Raw genomic sequence first — 20,682 nt, 5'->3', positions numbered from 1 at the left:
CCAACAAGCTAGCAAAATTAAGCAGATAGACAAATAAAAAAGCCCGCGCTGGTGCGCGGGCTTTCGTCATCAGGACCGATTATCAGGCCTTGGATTTCTTCTTGGTATCTACCTTGGCGTCGACTTTGGCTTCTACCTTGGCCGCTACCTGAGCTTCCTCGGTGAAGGGACGGCCGTAGTAGGTGTCCATCAGGATGGCTTTGAGCTCGGTGATCAGCGGGTAGCGCGGGTTGGCGCCGGTGCACTGGTCATCGAAGGCTTCCAGCGCCAGTTGATCAACCTTGGCCAGGAAGTCAGCCTCGTTCACGCCGGCTTCACGGATGGAGGCCGGGATACCCAGAGTGGCTTTGAGCCCATCCAGCCAGACCAGCAGCTTCTCGATCTTGGCCGCGGTGCGGTCGCTGGCTGCGGTCAGACCCAGGTGGTCAGCCACTTCGGCGTAGCGACGACGAGCCTGCGGACGGTCGTACTGGGAGAACGCGGTCTGCTTGGTAGGGTTGTCGTTCGCGTTGTAGCGGATGACGTTGCTGATCAGCAGGGCGTTGGCCAGGCCGTGTGGGATGTGGAACTCGGCACCCAGCTTGTGCGCCATGGAGTGGCAGACACCCAGGAAGGCGTTGGCAAACGCGATACCGGCGATGGTGGCAGCGTTGTGCACCTTCTCGCGGGCCACCGGGTCGTTGGCACCATTCTGGTAGCTGGACGGCAGGTACTCTTTCAACAGTTTCAGGGCTTGCAGCGCCTGACCGTCGGAGTACTCGTTCGCCAGTACGGAAACATAGGCTTCCATGGCGTGAGTGACCGCATCGATACCCCCGAAGGCGCACAGGGACTTGGGCATGTTCATGACCAGGTTGGCGTCGACGATGGCCATGTTCGGGGTCAGCTCGTAGTCGGCCAGCGGGTATTTCATGCCGGTGGCGTCGTCGGTCACGACCGCAAACGGAGTCACTTCAGAACCGGTACCGGAAGTGGTGGTGATACAGACCAGTTCGGCCTTCACGCCCATTTTCGGGAACTTGTAGATACGCTTGCGGATGTCCATGAAGCGCATGGCCAGGTCTTCGAACGCGGTATCCGGATGCTCGTACATGACCCACATGATCTTGGCCGCATCCATCGGTGAACCACCGCCCAGCGCCAGGATGACGTCCGGTTTGAAGGAGTTGGCCATCTCGGCACCCTTGCGTACCACGGACAGGGTCGGATCGGCTTCCACTTCGTAGAACACCTCGACTTCCATGTTCAGTTTCTTGAGCAGACGAACCACTTCGTCGGCATAACCGTTGTTGAACAGGAAGCGGTCGGTGACGACCATAGCGCGTTTTTTACCTTCCAGATCGCCAAGGGCAATCGGCAGGGAACCACGACGGAAGTAGATGGACTTCGGAAGTTTGTGCCACAGCATATTTTCTGCCCGTTTTGCGACTGTCTTCTTGTTGATCAAGTGCTTGGGACCGACGTTCTCGGAGATGGAGTTACCACTCCAGGAGCCGCAACCCAGGGTCAGGGACGGAGCAAGTGCGAAGTTATACAGGTCACCGATACCACCCTGAGTGGACGGGGTGTTGATCAGGATACGGGCGGTCTTCATCTTGTCGCCGAAGTACTTGATGCGGTCGGCATTGCGATCCTGGTCGGTATAGAGACCGGAGGTGTGGCCGATACCACCGATGTTGACCATGTCACAGGCCATCTCGACGGCGTCTTCGAAGTTCTTGGCGCGGAACATGCCTAAGGTCGGGGAGAGCTTCTCGTGAGCGAACTCGTCTTCAGCGCACAGTTCCAGACCTTCACCGATCAGGATCTTGGTGGTAGCCGGTACGGTGACGCCCGCCATGGCGGCGATCTTGGTCGCAGGCTGACCCACGATGTCGGCGTTCAGGGCGCCGTTGATCAGCAGCACTTTACGGACCTTGTCGGCTTCGTCCTTGGACAGGATGTAGCCGGCGTGAGTCGAGAAACGCTCTTTGACCTGGTTGTAAATGGAGTCAACCACGATGACGGCTTGCTCAGAGGCACAGACCACACCGTTGTCGAAGGTCTTGGACATCAGGATGGAGGCGACGGCACGTTTGATATCGGCGGTTTCGTCGATGACGATCGGCACGTTACCGGCACCCACACCGATGGCGGGTTTGCCTGAGGAGTAAGCGGCCTTCACCATGCCCGGGCCACCGGTGGCCAGAATAAGGTTGATGTCGTTGTGCTTCATCAGCGCGTTGGACAGCTCAACGGAAGGTTGATCGATCCAGCCGATGATGTCTTTCGGTGCACCGGCGGCGATGGCTGCATCCAGTACCAGCTTGGCGGCGGTATTGGTGGAGTTCTTGGCACGGGGGTGCGGGGAGAAGATGATGGCGTTACGGGTCTTCAGGGAGATCAGAGCCTTGAAGATCGCGGTAGAAGTCGGGTTGGTGGTCGGTACGATCCCGCAGATGATGCCTACCGGCTCGGCGATGGTGATGGTGCCCATCTCGTCGTCCTGGCTCAGGATGCCGCAGGTCTTCTCGTCCTTGTAAGCGTTGTAGATGTATTCGGAGGCGAAGTGGTTCTTGATAACCTTGTCTTCGATGATACCCATACCGGATTCAGCCACGGCCATCTGGGCCAGGGGGATACGGGCGTTGCTGGCGGCCAGGGCGGCGGCACGGAAAACCTTGTCTACCTGCTCTTGCGAGAAGCTGGCGAATTCACGCTGTGCTTCTTTGACGCGGGCGACCAGTGCATCCAGTTCAGCCAAATTGGTTACTGCCATGTTTATCTCCTGATGATTTGAAAACTGTTTAGTAAGACCTTGGCAATGCCCGGCAATTATAGCTGCCCTGTCAAGGAGAGAATCACCACAACGGGGTATTTACATGTCTTACTAAATTGTTTTCTGAGTCGATTATAGAGCCGGGACGACTCAGAAAAACTTGATCTGGATCATATGTAACAAAAGAACAAAAGAAATTTTGTTTCACAATCTCGGCAGGTCAGATGTTGCGAACTTGTAGAGTAGAGCGGCGGCGGGATGAATGGCAAGTGAATGAGGCTACACCCACCATATTTCAACCAGTTAGCGCTATTACCCCGATCTTCCCGGGGCTGGCAGAGAGGAAGACCGGCGTGGCGTGCGGATGGCGGAGCCGATCGACTGGCAACGGATACTCACCGGCGTTTAATTTTTGTTGGAAAAGTGGTTGTTGTTTTCATCCACGAGCGGGGCTAGCCGCCCTGCGACGGATCATTTGACGGCAAGCCGCAGCAGACTCGTGCAGGGTGTGGGCTCGGGTGATAGAGGACTGCACATGCTTGGAATGGGAGTGGCGATGACAGGGGAGAAGAGTGTCGTCATCAAGGATTTCGACTGGGGTTGGTCTGGGGCGTAGCACAGGGGAGGGCGATTTCATGCCAATTTTTATCTGTAAAAGCAGGTGTGTATGGAATAAATAACTGCATATTTATTCTGTGGTAGGGTAAGTTGCTGGCGACCTTTGCCAGTATGTTACATTTCACCATTCCGAATTAACAATTCAATATGTTGAGATTGCTCGATCCATTAGAGGAACTAACTGAAAAGCCACGAAAAGGGTGAGATTATTTGATTGGTGAAGGGAAAAGTCATGGTGTAAATTTACGCCCAGTTTTATTGGGTTGATCCCCGTGGTCCTGTTTAGTTCTGGATGGCGCCTATGGCAGCAATTGAATTCTCTTTATACCTGAAATTTTTCGTGGGTCTGTTTGCGATCATCAACCCGCTCGGGCTGTTGCCGGTATTTGTCAGTCTGACCGGTCATATGCAGCAAGACGAACGGATGAAGACCAACACCACGGCCCACATCGCGGTGATGGTCATCCTGATCGTCTCCATGTGCATGGGGCAGTTGATCCTCGACAGCTTCGGCATCTCGCTGGCGTCGTTTCGCATCGCCGGCGGCTCGCTTATCACCCTGATCGCCTGGTCCATGCTGCAGGGCAAGCTCGGCGAGGTGAAGCACAACAAGCAGGAGAAGGGTGAGTTGGCCGCGCGCGAATCCATCGCCGTCGTGCCCCTTGCGCTGCCGCTGATGGCAGGCCCAGGCGCCATCTCGTCTTCAATTGTCTATGCCAGCCACAAGACCCTGCCTCAACTGGCGGGCATGTTTGTGGTGGTGATGGTCTTTGCCTATTGCTCCTGGCTCATCTTCCGCGCGGCGCCGCTGCTGTTCAAGCTGATGGGCAACACCGGCATCAACGTGGTGACCCGGATCATGGGTCTCATCATGATGTCCCTTGGCATCGAGATCATGGTGGCCGGCATCAAGGGCGTTTTCCCCGGATTGATGTGACACACCCTTGTTTTATCGGAGCCGGTCCCAGTGACCGGCTTTTTTATTGTTTCTTTTTTGTTAGTCCTTTTTTAGAATCGAGCCGTTTTGTATGAAAAGCGTCCGTCAGACGGTATTTAAATGCTGGAGAATCGGCAGGAAGCTGTTTCTTTAACCAGTAAGCATGGCTTCCCCTGACAATATCTATTGCATTATCAGAATTGACAGGGAATTATGCTGACGGCGAGGTATTTATCTCGTTGATGGACAAACGCATGGAATGTTCTTGTTGGAGTATGGAAATGACTCATAAAAAAACAATTATTAATACCCTCTTGGTGGCAGCATTGTTTGGCGGTATCAGCGCGGCACAGGCCGCCGATGTGCCTGCCGGCACCAAGCTGGCAGACGTTCAGGCCCTGGTGAAAGGCAATGGATCCGAACCCGCAACCCTGGACCCGCACAAGGTCGAGGGCACGGTAGAATCCAATATTCTGCGTGACCTGTTCGAAGGTCTCGTCTCTTCCGGCCCCAAGGGTGAAGTCCTGCCCGGCGTCGCCGAGTCCTGGGAAACCAAGGACAACAAACACTTCGTGTTCCACCTGCGCAAAGATGCCAAGTGGTCCAACGGGGATCCCGTGACCGCCCACGATTTCGAATTCGCCTTCAAGCGGGCAGTCGATCCCAAAACCGCTTCTCCTTATTCCTGGTATCTGGAGATCCCGACCATCATCAACGCCAGCGCCATCATCGCCGGCAAGAAGCCGGCCGATAGCCTGGGTGTGAAGGCGGTCGACGACCATACCTTCGAAGTGCAGCTGGAAAAGGCAGTGCCCTATTTCGTCAGCATGCTCTCCCACACCACCACCTACCCGGTGCCGAAGAAGGTGATCGAGCAGTACGGTGAGAAGTGGACCCAGCCTGGTCACATGGTGTCCAACGGTGCTTACCAGTTGAAAGATTGGGTGGTGAACGAGCGCGTCGACGTCGAGCGTAACCCCAACTACTGGAACAACGGCAAGACCGTGGTCAACAAGGTCACCTACCTGCCGCTGCAGAACACCGCGGATCTGAACCGCTACCTGGCCGGCGAAGTGGACATGACCTACCAGATGCCCATCGAGCGCTTCAAGCAGATGAAGAAAGAGAAGCCCGACGAGCTGAAGGTGACCGGTTATGTCGGTACCTACTACTACCAGTACAACTTCAAGAAGAAGCCGTTTGACGACGTGCGTGTGCGTACTGCACTTTCCTACGCCATTGATCGCAACGTGATCGCCGACAAGGTGATGGGCCAGGGCCAGACCCCGGGCTACACCCTGGTGCCTGATTTCGTCGACGGCTTCAAGCCGGTGGCTCCGGACTGGTCCAAGCTGACCCAGGCCGAGCGCAACACCAAGGCGAAAGAGCTGCTGACCGAAGCCGGTTTCGGTCCGGGTCACCCGCTCAAGTTCGAACTGCTCTACAACACCGACGACAACCACAAGAAGGTCGCCGTTGCGGTCGCCTCCATGTGGAAGAAGCTGGGTGTCGAAGTGAGCCTGGTGAACCAGGAGTGGAAGACCTACCTGCAGACCAAGGCACAGGGTCAGTTTGACGTGGGCCGTGCTGGCTGGATCGCGGACTACAACGAAGCCTCTTCCATGCTGGATCTGATGCAGACCACCCACGGCAACAACGACGGCAAGTACTCCAACGCCACCTTTGACAAGCTGATGAGCGAGTCTCGCGATCAGGTAGACGATGCCTCCCGCAACAAGCTCTATGTCCAGGCCGAAGAGATCCTGGCCAAGGACATGCCGATTGCGCCCATCTATCAGTACGTGACTGCCCGTATGGTGAAACCTTTCGTGGGCGGCTACCCGGCCAACCCGCTGGATAACCTCTACAGCAAAGATATGTACATCGTTGCTCACTGAGTAAAGAAACAAGTCGCATAACAAACAGGCCCGCCAGATGGCGGGCCTAAATATTACAACCGCGACCCTTTGGAAGCAGTACAAGACAGGAATTGTCTATGTTGAAATTTATCTTTAAACGTCTACTGGAGGCGATCCCGACTCTGCTGGTCTTGATCACCGTCTCTTTCTTCATGATGCGATTCGCCCCGGGTAACCCCTTCACCAGCGAACGCGCCCTGCCGCCGGAAGTGTTGGCCAATATCGAGGCCAAGTACGGCCTGGACAAGCCCATCGGCGTGCAATACCTCAGCTATCTTGGCAATCTGGTCCAGGGTGATCTGGGGCCTTCCTTCAAATACAAAGACTTCAGCGTCAACGATCTGGTCAGCCAGGCCTTGCCCGTGTCCGCCAAGATAGGCTCGGTGGCCTTCCTGCTGGCGGTGACACTGGGGGTCACCTTTGGCACCATAGCGGCGCTCAAGCAAAATACCCTCATCGATTATCTATTGATGTCGTCGGCCATGACCGGGGTGGTGATCCCGGGCTTCGTGCTGGCACCGTTACTGGTGCTGTTCTTCAGTATCTATCTGGGTTGGCTGCCGGCCGGGGGCTGGCAGGGTGGGGGAGCACAATATATGGTGCTGCCGGTGTTCGGCATGATGATGTACTACGTCTCCGCCATCTCGCGCATCATGCGTGGCAGCATGATCGAGACCATGAACTCCAACTTCATCCGCACCGCCCGCGCCAAGGGCCTGCCACTGCGCCACATCATCCTGCGGCACGCGCTGCGCCCGGCCATGCTGCCGGTGGTCTCCTACCTGGGCCCGGCCTTCGTCGGCATCATCACCGGCTCGGTGGTGATTGAAACCATCTTCGGCCTGCCGGGGATCGGTCAGTTGTTCGTCAACGGTGCCCTCAACCGTGATTACTCCATGGTGCTCGGTCTGACCATTCTGGTCGGTGCCCTCACCATTACCTTTAACGCCGTGGTCGATATTCTCTATGCCGTCATCGATCCCAAGATCCGTTACTAAGTCGGGAGTACATCATGGTTGTCACAACTGAAAAACGCGAAGCCGTCGAGGCGTTCGCCCAGCAAGTGGAAGTGGTGGAAGGCCGCTCCCTGTGGAAAGACGCCCGTCGTCGCTTTCTGCGCAACAAGGCGGCGCTGACCAGCCTCATCATCCTCAGCATCATCGGTCTGGCGGTGATCATCGGGCCGCATCTGTCTCAATTCACCTTCGACGATCCGGACTGGGATGCCATGCAGACCGCGCCGGACCTGGCTGCCGGCCACTATTTTGGCACCGATAGTCTGGGCCGCGATCTGTTCGTGCGCACCCTCTTGGGCGGACGCATCTCGCTGATGGTCGGCATCATGGGCGCCGTGGTGGCCGTCATCATCGGGACTCTGTATGGCGCGGCTTCCGGCTTCATCGGCGGGCGTATCGACAGCCTGATGATGCGTATCCTGGAGATCCTCAACGCCTTCCCCTTCATGTTCTTCGTGATCATGCTGGTGACCTTCTTCGGCCGCAACCTGGCCCTCATCTTCCTCGCCATCGGCGCGGTGAGCTGGCTGGACATGGCGCGGATCGTGCGAGGCCAGACTCTGAGCCTCAAGAGCAAGGAGTTCATCGAGGCGGCCCACGTCTGCGGCGTCTCCAAGTGGAAGATCATCACCCGTCACATAGTGCCGAACGTGCTCGGCATCGTGGCCGTTTACGCCACCTTGCTGGTGCCGGGCATGATCATGTTCGAATCCTTCCTGAGCTTCCTGGGGCTCGGCGTGCAGGAACCCATGACCAGCTGGGGTGCCCTGCTGGATGAAGGCTCCAAGTCGATGGAAGTGGCCATCTGGCAACTCCTGTTCCCCGCCGGTTTCATGGTGGTGACCCTGTTTTGCTTCAACTTCCTCGGGGATGGTCTGCGTGACGCGCTCGATCCAAAGGATCGATAAGAAAGCACCGAAGGAACGCGCATAGCGTCCAAAGGATTGCCAGCCAAGCGCCACGAAGGATCGATAAGGAGTTTTTTATGAAGTTACTGGATGTGAAAGATCTGCGGGTCGAATTCAAGACCCCGGACGGCAATGTGGTCGCCGTAAACGACCTCAACTTTTCCCTGGCCGCCGGTGAGACCCTGGGTATCGTCGGCGAGTCCGGCTCCGGCAAGTCCCAGACCGCGTTCGCCATCATGGGGCTGCTCGCCAAGAATGGCGTTATTACCGGTTCCGCCAAGTTCCAGGGGGACGAGATCCTGAACCTGCCGGAGTCCAAGCTCAACCGCATTCGCTCCGAGAAGATCGCCATGATCTTCCAGGACCCCATGACCTCGCTGAACCCTTACATGAAGGTGAAGGATCAGCTGATGGAAGTGCTGATGCTGCACAAGGGGATGAGCAAGGCGGCGGCGTTCGAGGAGTCGGTCCGCATGCTGGACGCGGTCAAGATCCCCGAATCCCGCAAGCGGATGCACATGTACCCGCACGAGTTCTCAGGTGGCATGCGCCAGCGGGTGATGATCGCCATGGCGCTGCTCTGCCGCCCGCAGTTGCTGATCGCCGATGAGCCGACCACGGCGTTGGACGTGACGGTACAGGCCCAGATCATGACCCTGATGAACGAGCTCAAAAGCGAGTTCAATACCTCCATCATCATGATCACCCACGACTTGGGCGTGGTGGCCGGCATCTGTGACAAGGTGCTGGTGATGTATGCCGGCCGTACCATGGAGTACGGCAAGGTGAACGACATCTTCTACCACCCGAGCCACCCCTATACCGAAGGGTTGCTGCGCGCCATTCCCCGCCTCGACACCGAAGGGGAAGAGCTGCCCACCATCCCGGGCAACCCGCCCAACCTGCTGCGTCTGCCCACCGGTTGCCCCTTCCAGGAGCGCTGCCACCGGGTGCACGAGATCTGCGGCAAACAGTCCCCGATCCTGACGCCCTTCGGCGATGGCCGGGCGCGGGCCTGCCACTGGGAATCGGATATCATGAAAGCGGGTGTGATCGCCAAGGGGGCCAACTAAATGGGTACCGACAAGAAACTGCTGCTGGAAGTGTCCGACCTCAAGGTCCACTTCAGCATCAAGAGTGACAAGGCCTGGCCCTGGGCCAAACCCTCGGCGCTGAAGGCGGTGGACGGGGTGACCCTGCGCCTGTACGAGGGGGAAACCCTGGGCGTGGTCGGGGAGTCCGGCTGTGGCAAGTCCACCTTCGCGCGGGCGCTGATCGGCCTGGTGCCGGCCACCGACGGCAAGGTGGTGTGGCTGGGTCAGGACTTGACCAAGCTCGAGCAGGGGGCATTGCGGGAGAAGCGCAAGGAGATCCAGATGATCTTTCAGGACCCGCTGGCCTCCCTGAATCCGCGGATGACCATAGGCGACATCATCGCCGAGCCGCTCATCACCTTCTACCCCAAGCTGTCCAGGGACGAGGTGAAGGAGAAGGTGCGTACCATGATGACCAAGGTGGGGCTGTTGCCAAACCTGGTGAACCGCTACCCCCATGAGTTCTCCGGTGGCCAGTGCCAGCGCATCGGCATCGCCCGCGCGCTGATCCTCGAACCCAAGATGATCATCTGTGACGAGCCGGTGTCGGCGCTGGATGTGTCCATCCAGGCGCAGGTGGTGAACCTGCTCAAGTCCCTGCAAAAGGAGATGGGGCTGTCCCTCATCTTCATCGCCCACGATCTGTCGGTGGTCAAACACATCTCGGATCGGGTGCTGGTGATGTATCTGGGCAACGCGGTGGAGCTTGGCACCCGCCAGGAGATCTTCGCCAATCCCCTGCACCCCTACACCAAGGCGCTGATGTCGGCGGTGCCCATCCCGGATCCGGACCTGGAGCGCAGCAAGGTCATCCAGATCCTGGAAGGGGATCTGCCGTCGCCGATGAATCCGCCATCCGGCTGCGTGTTTCGCACTCGCTGCCCGGTAGCTGGCCCCGAATGTGCCAAGACCCGGCCCATGCTGGAGGGGAACTTCGACCACGCGGTTTCCTGCCTCAAGGTGGATCCGCTCTGAGAGCCTGTTCACGATCTTACTGCGAGGCCGTGATCAAGGCTCCTGCGCAGCGCCTTACCTTGCAGGCGACCTCTCGCGACAGATCGTAGACCGGTTCTAAGGAGAGCCATATCGAGAGGGGCGCCCAGGTGGCGCCCCTTTTTTATGGGACGGTTAAGATGCCTCTTGGCGCCACCTTTGGAGGCTGTTACTATCCGCCGCACAAGGGGAGTAACTTCTCGCCGGTTTGTCGTCATTACGGTGCACCCATATCCTGCAGTGCACCCGGCAGCCGGGCAGCAAATTGAACTTGCTGTAAGTGAGACCTTGCCGAGAGGCAAGGTGTATCTGCTCCAAACGCAAACCCACGCCTCTCGGTCGTGGGTTTTGTCATTTTGGGAGAAGTGAAAATGGGTGAATGGTGGATGTGGACCGGCTTCTTCAGCATAGTGCTGGTCCTGTTATGGATTGATATCCGCTTCGTCGGCGGTGGCAAGGCGCACAAGGTGTCCCTCAAGGAGGCAGGCATCTGGTCGCTGGTCTGGGTGAGCGTGGCCCTGCTGTTCAACCTGGCCATCTGGCTCTGGCTGGATCACAGCGCGGGCCGCGAGATCGCCAACCAGAAGGGGTTGGAATTCCTCACCGGCTACCTCATCGAGAAGGCGCTGGCGGTGGATAATGTCTTCGTCTGGTTGATGCTGTTCGGTTACTTTGCCATTCCGGCCGAGTTGCAGCGTCGGGTGCTGCTGTACGGGGTGCTGGGTGCCATCGTGATGCGGGCCGGCATGGTGTTCGCCGGCAGCTGGCTCATCGAGCAGTTCCACTGGATCCTCTACCTGTTCGGCGCCTTCTTGCTGCTGACCGGGGTCAAGATGCTGTGGGCCGCCGACAAGGAACCGGACTTGGCCAACAACCCGCTGCTGGGCTGGATGCGTCGTCGCTTCAAGGTGACCGAGACGCTGGAAGGGGAGAAGTTTTTCGTCTGGCGCGATGGGGTGCGTTACGCCACGCCGCTGCTGCTGATCCTGGTATTGGTGGAAGTGAGCGACCTCATCTTCGCGGTGGACAGCATCCCGGCCATCTTCGCGGTGACCACGGATCCCTTCATCGTGCTGACCTCCAACATCTTCGCCATCATGGGCCTGCGCGCCATGTATTTCCTGCTGGCGGGGGTGGCGGAGCGGTTCAGTCTGCTCAAATACGGCCTGGCGCTGATCCTGATGTTCATCGGGGTCAAGATGCTGCTGCTTGACGTGTTCAAGATCCCGACCGGCATCGCCTTGGGTGTGGTCGCGCTGATCCTGCTGGGCTCCATGGGCCTCAGCCTCTGGGTCACCCGTAAAAAGTGACCCGCAAAAAAGCCGCTTAAAAGCGGCTCCATCCAGGACTAACAACAAGGGCTCCCGCAGGAGCCCTTTCTATTGCCGGCTATCTATCAGCGCGTGATCTTCTTGGGGTTGGTGTAGCCCCAGATGGTGTACATGTCCGCCAGCAGGGCGCCGTTGTACTCCTCCAGATCCGCCTGCTTCACCTCGGCATCCCCCTGGCGGCCGAACAGCACCACCTCGTCACCGGGTTTCACCCCCTTCAGATCGGTCACGTCCACCATGATGGTGTTCATGGAGGTCTTGCCGACTACCGGTACTTTCTGACCCTGGATCAGCACATAGGCCTTGTTGCTGAGCGCGCGGCGATAGCCGTCGGAGTAGCCGAGCGGCAGGTTCGCCAGCAGGGAGTCGCGCTTGAGGGTGAAGGTGCGGTCATAGCCGACGGTGTTGCCGGCCGGGTAGTGATTGACCGAGGCGACCTGGGTCTTGAATGCCATGACGCGCTTGTACTCGGTGTAGGAGGGGATGGAATCGCCGTACAGCAGGCCGCCCGGGCGCACCATGTCGAAGTAGGCTTCCGGCACTTCCAGGGTGGCGAAGGAGTTGGCGGCGTGGATGGTGATCTTGCTGCGATCCAGCTTGCCGGCTTCCAGTAGCCATTGGGAGTCCAGCTTGAACTGGGCCAGCCCCAGCTTGACGTCCTCTTTCTCCTCCACCGGGAAGTGGGTCATGATGCCGACCGGGGTGATGCCCGGCAACTTGAGCATGGCCAGGGTCTCTTCCTTGGCGCCGGCCTGGCGCAGGTCGATGCCGTTGCGGCTCATACCGGCGGAGTTCAGGCCAACGTGAACCGCCACCTTGGTATTGTGGCGCAGGGCGATGTCGGAGATGCCCTTGGCACTCTCCAGGCTGCCGATGAGCTCTTCGAGCTTGTAGGGCAGAGCCTGTTCCACCTCGGTCGGGGTGGCGGCACGGACCCGCATCAGCCGACCTTCGAAGCCCTTCTCGCGGGCCACCCTAGCCTCTTCGTTGCTGGCGATGCCGATGCAGGGGATGTTGGCCTTGACCACGGAAGGCACCAGCAGGTCGATGCCGTGACCGTAGGCGTCGGCCTTCATGATAGCGCAGATCTGCGGGCCCTTGTCGCCGAGACGCTCCTTGAGGGTCTGGATGTTGTGCTCGAAGGCGGTCAGGTCTACTTCCAGCCAGGCGTTGGCGGCGGTCTGCTCCTGACCGTTGCGGGTGTCGCTGGCCAGCGGCAGGTAGGGGGCGGCGACGGCTTGGCCGGCGAGCAGGCCGAAGACGAGGGTGGCGAGCAGGGTTTTCTTGTGCATGGGATGGTTCCTTCTTGTTTTCCTGTTGAGGATGGTCTCGGCTGGGAGGCGAGAGGCGGCAGCACTGGACCTGCATAATGCTATGCTAATGATATATTTCATTTTTTTAGCCAAGCTGCCGGCGCAGCGAGTGTATCGCAATGGCGTCATTTGTGGCACTTTTGAAGGAGGAAAATATGCGTTTCGAGCAGCGGATCCCACCTTTGTTGCTGTTTGTCGTCATCGCGTTCGCCATGTGGCTGGGGAGTGGCGACGCAAAGGGGACGGGCGTCTTGTGGGGACTGGCCGCGGGCCTGTGGTTGGTGGGGGCCGTACTCGGGGGCGGGGCACTCGTGCACTTTCGAAGGCAGCGCACCACGGTCAATCCCATTCGCCTGCAACAGAGCCGGGTACTGGTGACGAACGGGGTCTATCGCTTCAGCCGCAATCCCATGTATCTGGGGCTGCTGTGCTGGTTGATGGCGCTGGCCTGTTATCTCGGCGGAGTTTGGGTATGGAGCGGTCCCTTGCTGTTGGCGGCTTGGCTCACCCGTTTTCAGATCCTGCCGGAAGAGCGTGCCCTGCGTGCCCGCTTCGGTGTCCCCTATGTGCAGTACTGCCGACGAGTGCGGCGTTGGTGCTGACGCCAGAACAATAAAAAGGCCCGCAGTTGCGGGCCTTTTTGCAGGGTGAGCAGGACTCACGCCTTGGCGGTATCGACCTCGCCCAGCGGCTCGGTTTCACCCAGGCTGTCTTCGGTCTTGGCGACCACGCTGGCGGCGATGGCGTTGCCCAGCACGTTGGTGGCGGAGCGACCCATGTCCAGGAAGTGATCGATGCCGAGCAGCAGCAGTATGCCGGCTTCCGGGATGTGGAACTGGTTCAGGGTGGCGGCGATCACCACCAGAGAGGCACGCGGCACACCCGCCATCCCCTTGGAGGTGACCATCAGCAGCAGCAGCATGGTGATCTGTTGCGCCATGGAAAGCTCGATGCCGTAGGCCTGGGCGATAAACATGACCGCGAAGGTGCAGTACATCATGGAGCCGTCCAGGTTGAAGGAGTAGCCCATCGGCAGCACGAAGCTGGCGATGCGCTTGTCACAACCAAATTTCTCCAGCCTGTCCAGAGTCTTGGGATAGGCGGCTTCGGAGCTGGCGGTGGAGAAGGCCAGCAGAATGGGTTCACGGATCATGGCCAGCAGGGTCAGTACGCGACCGCGCAGGAAGGCGCTGCCCATCAGGATCAGCAGCAGCCAGAGGCAGGCCAGAGCCAGATAGAACTGAGCCATGAAGCTGCCGTAGGTCACCAGGATGCCGAGCCCTTCCTTGGCGACCATTGCGGAGATGGCGCCAAACACCGCGAAGGGGGCGAAGTTCATCACGTAGCCGGTCACCTTCAGCATGATCTCGGCGGTACTGGCCATCAGGGTGACCACGGGCTTGGCCAGATCGCCGAGGGCGGCGGCGGCCAGACCGAAGAACAGGGAGAACACCACGATCTGCAGGATCTCGTTGGTGGCCATGGCCTCGATCACGCTTTTCGGGATGGCGTGAGTGACGAAATCCTTGAGGGTGATGGCCCCGGCGGCGATGCCCGAGCTCGCGGTGTCATCGGGCAGGGAGAGGGAGAGGCCCACGCCCGGTTGCATCAGGGTGACCATCACCAGACCCAGGGTCAGGGAGAGCAAGGAGGCAATCATGAACCAGCCGAGGGTCTTGGCGCCGATGCGGCCCACGGTGCGGGTGTCACCCATCTTGGCGATGCCGACCACCAGGGTGGTGAACACCAGCGGTGCGATGATCATCTTGATCAGACGCAGGAAGATGTCGGTCAGAATGGTGATGTCACCGGCAAAGCCCGCGGCCTGGTCCGGCGCAAACAGGCGATAGCCTTGCCCGGTGCAAATGCCAAGCAACATCGCGATGAGGATGGCAACGGTCAATTTATTCATTTTCATGGGGGGGTCCCAGTGTCGATATGTGCAGTGCGTGTGCAGGTGGGCAGGGTGCCACCTTAGTCCATTTTTGTGATCCGGGCCATGGAATCCTGACAGCCGGTGTGCTGGCAGCATGCCTAATCACGGAATGGAAATCCAGCGGCTTATGGCAGAACTTTATGTTGTTATTAGTTGTATGTGATGTGGATCTTGCATTTAACTTATATTAATCACTGTTTATTTTTATGTTTGCAATATAAACAGCTTCCAGGCTCCGGTCGTTCAATGGCCGGTGGCCGAGGGAGAAGGTCAGCAGTGCCGAGGTGCGGTGTTCCACGTGCATATCGTCCATGAAGGTGTCGGGTTCATCGTCGTTGAAGCCGAACTGGGGGCGGGCGGGCATGACCCTGACCGCATCCCGTGACAGGGTCAACTCGCGCACCTGTACCCATTCATAGCCCTGTGCCAGCGCCATCTCGCCGGCCCGCTTGAGCACGTACTTGCGTGCCGTCTCCCTGTCTATCTGATCGTTGCCGACAAACTCCAGCTGCCATTGACTGGGGCCGAGCCGGGTCTGGGAGAAACCGGTCTGGCCGTTCCAGAAGGATTTCTCGCTGTCATAGGCGGTGGCGCAGCCGCCGAGCTGAGCCAGCAGCAGGCCACAGAGCGCGAGGCCAAGGAGGGAAGGGCGGGGAAGCGACATCTTGCAGGCCGGTTGGCGAAACACGGCTTCACTACAGCACAAAGCGATCGCCGAGACAATCGCCGCGGGCCGATGAAGGGCCTTGACCGCCGGAGCCCGGCTGCCCGGCCGGTATCAGAGCCCGTTTCCTCGGGCCGTGCAAAAAGAAAAGGCCTTGTCGTTCGACAAGGCCTTTCTCGGGGAATTTGGTCGGTGTGAGAGGATTCGAACCTCCGACCCTCTACACCCCATGCAGATGCGCTACCTGGCTGCGCTACACACCGACGGAGTCAGCTCGGCTGACGGGGGCAGAGTGTATGGAGATGGCCCTGCCCTGTCAACAGGGTAAATCCCCGTTCGGGATCGTTCGCCTGCTTTGCGAGCAATTTGCGCTCAAAGCGGCGCCACTTCCACGAAATTTGCCCCTCACTCGGCCATTTTCAACGGCCATGTGCAATGCACGATGAAAACGGCCGCCCTGAAGGCGGCCGTTGGCATCGGTGGTGATCTGATCAGCGATTGAAGGTCAGTCGCTTGCCCAGCACCTGATCGGTGACCTGACCGTTCTGCCAGGCGATCTGACCGTTGGCCAGGGTCATCTCTCCATGGGGCTCTGGAAGCGACCGCTGTCGCCAGCGATCCCCGAGATCAGCGATTGAAGGTCAGTCGCTTGCCCAGCACCTGATCGGTGACCTGACCGTTCTGCCAGGCGATCTGGCCGTTGACCAGCGTCATTTCTCCATGGGGCTCTGGAAGCGACCGCCGTCGCCAGCGATCCCCGAGATCAGCGATTGAAGGTCAGTCGCTTGCCCAGCACCTGATCGGTGACCTGACCGTTCTGCCAGGCGATCTGACCGTTGACCAGCGTCATCTCGATGGTGCTCTGGAAGCGATAGCCGTTGAACGGCGACCAGCCGCACAGGTAGAGCAGGTTGCTGTCGTTGACCACGTAGGGCTTGCCGAGATCCAGCAGCACCAGGTCGGCGAAGTAACCCTCGCGGATGTAGCCGCGATCCTGCACCTGGAAGCGCTCGGCCACAGCATGAGAGGTCTTCTTGACGATGGTTTCCAGCGAGAAGACGCCGTTGTGGTAGAGCTCCAGCAGTGCCTGCATGGAGTGCTGCACCAGCGGCACGCCGGACGGCGCCTTGAAGTAGCTGTTCTGCTTCTCTTCCCAGGTGTGGGGGGCGTGGTCGGTGGCGATGATATCCAGCACGTCGTTGCGCACCGCGTCCAGCAGGGCATGCTGATCGGCCGCGCTCTTCACCGCCGGGTTGCACTTGATCTGGCTGCCCAGGGTGTCGTAGTCAGCCTCGTTGAAGAACAGATGGTGGACGCACACCTCGGCGGTGATGTTCTTGTCTTTGAGCTCGCGCACATCGTGGGTGGCGGTAAAGAGTGACAGTTCCTTGGCCGTGGTCAGGTGCAGTACGTGCAGCTTGGCGCCGTATTTCTTGGCCAGGCCGACCGCCATGCTGGAGGATTTGTAGCAGGCGTCGGCGCTGCGGATGCGGCCATGCTCGCGCATCGGCACATCCTCGCCCCACTTGGCGCGGGCCTCGTCTTCCAGCACCTTGATGGAGGGGGTGTCTTCGCAGTGGGTGACGATCATCACCGGGCTCTCGCGGAAGATGGCGGCCAGGGTTTCCTGGTTATCCACCAGCATGTTGCCGGTGGAGGCACCCATGAAGATCTTGATGCCGCAGGACTGCTTGGGATCGAGCTTCTTGATCTCTTCCAGGTTGTCGTTGGTGGCACCCAGATAGAAGCTGTAGTTGGCGGCGGCGCCCTTGGCGGCGATCTCGTACTTGGCTTCGAGGGCTTCAATGGTGGTGGTCTGGGGATTGACGTTGGGCATCTCCATGAAGCTGGTGGTGCCCCCGGCCACGGCGGCCCGGGATTCGCTGGCGATGGTGCCCTTGTGGGTCAGGCCTGGTTCCCGGAAATGGACCTGATCATCGATCATCCCGGGGATGAGGTGACGGCCCGCGGCATCGATCACCATCGCATCCTCTGCCTCGATCTGGGGGGCGATACGGGCGATCCTTTCCCCCTCGATCAACACGTCGGAGGCATAGATACGACCTTCGTTGACCAGGGTGGCGTTCTTGATAAGCAATTTGTTCATGGGGGGTTCCAGTTCCTTTGCCGATAATCCGGGGTCATAATATCGCAAACCGCACTTTCTCTGTAGCAAGGTCTGAGTGATGAAGTTATTTGTAAGAGATTTGACCGTTATCGACTCCAGCTATCTGTGTGAACGCCGTGGCGTGGTGGGGGAGAGCTGGCTGGTCGATGTGGAAATGAGCGGCGAGCTCAACGAGATGAGCATGCTGCTGGACTTTGGCCGGGTGAAGAAGCTGATCAAGTCGATCATCGATGAAGAGGTGGATCACAAGCTGCTGGTGCCGACAGGCAGTGCCCTGGTGCACATCGCCCCCCTGGACAACGACGAATGCACCGTGGATCTGTTGCGCCCGGGTCGCTCCATCCACCTGCGTTGCCCGTCCCAGGCGTTCGCCTTCATTCCCACCCCCCAGGTGGACAAGGAGTCGGTGACCCGTTATCTGCTGGGGGTGCTGGCCGAGCGGCTGCCGGGCAACATCAAGGATCTGGCGCTGACCCTGCGTTCGGAGCGGCTCGACGGCGCCTTCTACCACTACAGCCACGGTCTCAAGAAGCACGACGGCAACTGCCAGCGCATCGCCCACGGCCACCGCTCCCCCATCGAGATCCTGGTGGATGGCGAGCGGGACGAGGAGCTGGAGCTGAACTGGGCCGAGCGCTGGAGCGACATCTACCTCGGCACCGAGGAGGACAAGGTGGCCCTGTCCGAGCTGGCGCTGAGCGATCTCGCCAGGGCCCATCTGGGTGAGCATCATATTGGCTTCAAGTACGTGGCACCCCAGGGGCTGTTCCAGCTCGCCATGCCGGCGGCGGAGGTGGAGATGATCGACACCGACACCACCATAGAGCTGCTGGCGCATTACATCGCCCGCGAGGTGAAGAAGCAGGTGGGTGACAAGTTCGTGAAGATCGTGGCCTATGAAGGGGTCGGCAAGGGCGCCATCGCCTACGCCTGAATGGATGGACCGTTCGCTGTCGATGAAGAAGGCTCCCTCGGGAGCCTTCTTGCTGTCTGGTGGTTGGCTAGCGAGCCGTGACAGGGCTCAGGCGCTGAGCCGGAAGCGCTGCACCAGCCCCTCCTGCTGCTCGGCCAGGGAGTCGAGCTGCTGGCTGGTTTCGGCTACCTTCTCGATGCCCTGATAGTTGAGATCCGAGATGTCGGAGATGCGGTTGAGATTGGTGGCGATGTCGGCGCTGGTGGCTTGCTGCTGCTCGGCGGCAGAGGCGATCTGGCTCGACATGTCGCTGATGAGCACCACGATTCCCTGCACCTCCTCCATGGCGTTGTTGGCCTGGGAGCTCTGATCCATGCAGCTGTCCATCTCGCGGGAGCACTCCTGCATCACGTTGACCGCCCGGGCGACCCCCTGCTGCAGGTTCTCGATCATGGTCTGGATCTCGCTGGTGGACTGGGCGGTGCGCCCGGCCAGGCTGCGCACCTCGTCCGCCACCACCGCAAAGCCGCGACCCTGCTCACCGGCACGGGCGGCCTCGATGGCGGCATTGAGTGCCAGCAGGTTGGTCTGCTCGGCGATGCCGCGGATGACGTCGAGGATGTTGCCAATCTGGCCGCTCATGGCACTCACATCGCCGATCACCTTGCCGGTCTGCTGCAGCTTGCCCGCCAGCTGATGGGTGGTGGTGATGTTGCCGGCCATCACCTTGCGACCCATCTGTGACGCCTTCTCCACATCCTGCACCCGCTCCAGGGTCTGGTTGGCGGCCTGGGCGACTTCCCGTACCGAGGCTTCCATCTGGGTCATGGCGGCGGCGACCGAGGCGGTCTCCTGACGCTGTTTCTCCAGATCGGCGCGCACCGATTCCGTGGTGTGGCGGTTGTCATGGGCGGCACTGTTGAGCTGGTTGGAGGCCTGGGAGAGCTGCCTGAGCACGTCCCCCATCTGCTGGATCAGCAGGTTGAGCTGGCTGCCGAGCTGGCCGAATTCGTTCTGGCTCTTGAAACCGACGCGCTGGGTCATGTCCCCCTGAGTCACCAGGGTCAGCACCCGCAGCAGCTCCTTGAGGGGGCGGCGGATGGCCTTGCCCAGGGTGTAGGCGACCAGGATGGCGACGAAGATGGCGATGGCGATGCTGATGGCCTGGGTGAGGGTGCTCCGGGTCTGTACCTGACCGGAGGCGCGGATGCTGTTGTTCATCAGCTGCTGGCTCTGGGCGGTGATCCCCTCCAGCTTGTTCTGGATGCTGACGATGAGCTGGCTCGCCTGCTTGCTCTGCTCCCGCATGCTCTGCTGCTGCTTCATCAGCGCCAGGTACTGGGCAAGCACCCCTTCGTTGCCTGTGGTGTCGCGCACGAACCCATGGACGTAGTGGCCCATGTTGTTGTCGAAGTCCTTGAGCTCACCCTGCAGATCCTTGATGGTGCTGTTGAAGCTCTCGATCTGCATCTTGTTGCGCTTGAGCGCCCCTTCGATGGGGGCGGGGATGCTCTGGTTCAGCGCATCCATGGTGGAGAGTTCGATGGCGGAGAGCTTGGTGGTCAGGGTCTCGGACAGCATCTTGATGAAGCTGTCGTCGATGGAAACCATCATGTCGCCGAGGTTCTTCTTGAACTGGGGCAGGCTGACCTGGAACTGGCCCTTGGCCTGATTGACCTTGTGCAGCCGGGTGAGCAGGGCCTCGTGCTCGGTGGGCAGGGGCTGGGTCAGCTGCAGGTAGTCGCCGACCAGCTTGTCGAGAGCGCTCATCTCCCCTTGCAGTTCGGGATGGGTTGCCACCTGTTGCTTGAGGCTCGCCAGCGTCTTGTCGACCTGGGCCTTGGCCTGCAGCAGCTCGGCCACTTCTCCCGGCAGCAACTTGGGATCCTGTTCGGTCAGCACGTCGGTGAGCCACTTGTTGGCGCTGAGCAGGCTTATCTGGGTTTGGCTGCTGGCGATCACCAGCGGCATGGATTGCTGCGTGACCTGATCCAGCGCCTCATTGAGTTCGCTCTGGCTCTTGAACGTCAGCACCGAGCTGGCCACCATCACGGCGACCAGGATGGCAAAGCCTAAATAGACTCTCTGTAAGATCGAGAGGTCTGACATGGTTTGTTTCATTATTGTCCCGCTGTCTGTGCAAAAGTCCCTTGC

Annotated in this window: 15 protein-coding genes and 1 tRNA gene; 9 read left to right on the top strand and 7 right to left on the bottom strand. The window is 59.5% G+C overall.

Features of this window, described 5'->3' with window-relative positions:
* Positions 1-82: 82 nt before the first annotated feature.
* Positions 83-2,758, bottom strand: a complete 2,676-nt coding sequence (gene adhE / locus ACZ9IL_RS09550; protein WP_476003297.1) for a bifunctional acetaldehyde-CoA/alcohol dehydrogenase — start codon at positions 2,756-2,758, stop codon at positions 83-85.
* 919 nt (positions 2,759-3,677) lie between these two features.
* Between adhE and ACZ9IL_RS09545 the strand changes: the two genes are divergently transcribed.
* The 7 genes from ACZ9IL_RS09545 to ACZ9IL_RS09515 all read left to right on the top strand — a co-directional run bounded on the left by ACZ9IL_RS09545 (position 3,678) and on the right by ACZ9IL_RS09515 (position 11,553).
* On the top strand, positions 3,678-4,313 hold the full coding sequence (locus ACZ9IL_RS09545) for a YchE family NAAT transporter (RefSeq protein ID WP_476003296.1): 636 nt from the start codon (positions 3,678-3,680) through the stop codon (positions 4,311-4,313).
* A 281-nt stretch (positions 4,314-4,594) separates the two neighbouring features.
* Positions 4,595-6,211, top strand: a complete 1,617-nt coding sequence (locus ACZ9IL_RS09540) for an ABC transporter substrate-binding protein (RefSeq protein WP_476003295.1) — start codon at positions 4,595-4,597, stop codon at positions 6,209-6,211.
* A gap of 98 nt (positions 6,212-6,309) precedes the next feature.
* Positions 6,310-7,230 (top strand): oligopeptide ABC transporter permease OppB, encoded by a 921-nt coding sequence (oppB, locus tag ACZ9IL_RS09535; RefSeq protein WP_476003294.1) that lies wholly within the window; start codon positions 6,310-6,312, stop codon positions 7,228-7,230.
* Positions 7,231-7,244: 14 nt separating this feature from the next.
* Positions 7,245-8,156 (top strand): oligopeptide ABC transporter permease OppC, encoded by a 912-nt coding sequence (gene oppC, locus ACZ9IL_RS09530; protein ID WP_476003293.1) that lies wholly within the window; start codon positions 7,245-7,247, stop codon positions 8,154-8,156.
* Positions 8,157-8,233: 77 nt separating this feature from the next.
* Positions 8,234-9,229 (top strand): oligopeptide ABC transporter ATP-binding protein OppD, encoded by a 996-nt coding sequence (oppD, locus tag ACZ9IL_RS09525; RefSeq protein ID WP_476003292.1) that lies wholly within the window; start codon positions 8,234-8,236, stop codon positions 9,227-9,229.
* Positions 9,230-10,225, top strand: coding sequence for a murein tripeptide/oligopeptide ABC transporter ATP binding protein OppF (gene oppF, locus ACZ9IL_RS09520; RefSeq protein ID WP_476003291.1), 996 nt, complete (start codon positions 9,230-9,232; stop codon positions 10,223-10,225).
* Between the two features lie 389 nt (positions 10,226-10,614).
* Positions 10,615-11,553 carry a TerC family protein gene (locus ACZ9IL_RS09515; RefSeq protein WP_476003290.1) on the top strand — a complete coding sequence of 313 codons (939 nt, stop codon included), beginning with the start codon at positions 10,615-10,617 and terminating at the stop codon, positions 11,551-11,553.
* A gap of 86 nt (positions 11,554-11,639) precedes the next feature.
* Here the strand turns inward: ACZ9IL_RS09515 and alr are convergent, their stop codons facing one another.
* On the bottom strand, positions 11,640-12,866 hold the full coding sequence (gene alr, locus ACZ9IL_RS09510; RefSeq protein ID WP_476003289.1) for an alanine racemase: 1,227 nt from the start codon (positions 12,864-12,866) through the stop codon (positions 11,640-11,642).
* A gap of 176 nt (positions 12,867-13,042) precedes the next feature.
* Here alr and ACZ9IL_RS09505 point away from each other — a divergent pair, with 176 nt between their 5' ends.
* Positions 13,043-13,489: a methyltransferase family protein gene (locus tag ACZ9IL_RS09505; RefSeq protein WP_476003288.1), complete on the top strand. Its 447-nt coding sequence runs from the start codon at positions 13,043-13,045 to the stop codon at positions 13,487-13,489.
* A gap of 56 nt (positions 13,490-13,545) precedes the next feature.
* Here the strand turns inward: ACZ9IL_RS09505 and ACZ9IL_RS09500 are convergent, their stop codons facing one another.
* The 4 genes from ACZ9IL_RS09500 to ACZ9IL_RS09485 form a co-directional block, all read right to left on the bottom strand.
* Positions 13,546-14,805, bottom strand: a complete 1,260-nt coding sequence (locus ACZ9IL_RS09500; RefSeq protein ID WP_476003287.1) for a dicarboxylate/amino acid:cation symporter — start codon at positions 14,803-14,805, stop codon at positions 13,546-13,548.
* 205 nt (positions 14,806-15,010) lie between these two features.
* Complete coding sequence (locus ACZ9IL_RS09495; RefSeq protein WP_476003286.1) at positions 15,011-15,487, bottom strand: CC0125/CC1285 family lipoprotein; 477 nt, start codon at positions 15,485-15,487, stop codon at positions 15,011-15,013.
* 186 nt (positions 15,488-15,673) lie between these two features.
* A tRNA-Pro gene (locus ACZ9IL_RS09490) sits at positions 15,674-15,750 on the bottom strand.
* A 500-nt stretch (positions 15,751-16,250) separates the two neighbouring features.
* Positions 16,251-17,594 carry a dihydroorotase gene (locus ACZ9IL_RS09485; protein ID WP_476003285.1) on the bottom strand — a complete coding sequence of 448 codons (1,344 nt, stop codon included), beginning with the start codon at positions 17,592-17,594 and terminating at the stop codon, positions 16,251-16,253.
* A gap of 79 nt (positions 17,595-17,673) precedes the next feature.
* Between ACZ9IL_RS09485 and ACZ9IL_RS09480 the strand changes: the two genes are divergently transcribed.
* On the top strand, positions 17,674-18,549 hold the full coding sequence (locus ACZ9IL_RS09480) for a 6-pyruvoyl trahydropterin synthase family protein (RefSeq protein ID WP_476003284.1): 876 nt from the start codon (positions 17,674-17,676) through the stop codon (positions 18,547-18,549).
* An 87-nt stretch (positions 18,550-18,636) separates the two neighbouring features.
* Here ACZ9IL_RS09480 and ACZ9IL_RS09475 read toward each other — a convergent pair whose 3' ends face one another.
* Positions 18,637-20,649, bottom strand: coding sequence for a methyl-accepting chemotaxis protein (locus tag ACZ9IL_RS09475; protein ID WP_476003283.1), 2,013 nt, complete (start codon positions 20,647-20,649; stop codon positions 18,637-18,639).
* Positions 20,650-20,682: the final 33 nt, after the last annotated feature.

It is taken from the genome of Aeromonas sp. TECH754 (assembly GCF_056279295.1).
Note: the sequence above shows the minus strand (reverse complement) of the source record. Positions and strands in the feature narration are given on the sequence as shown.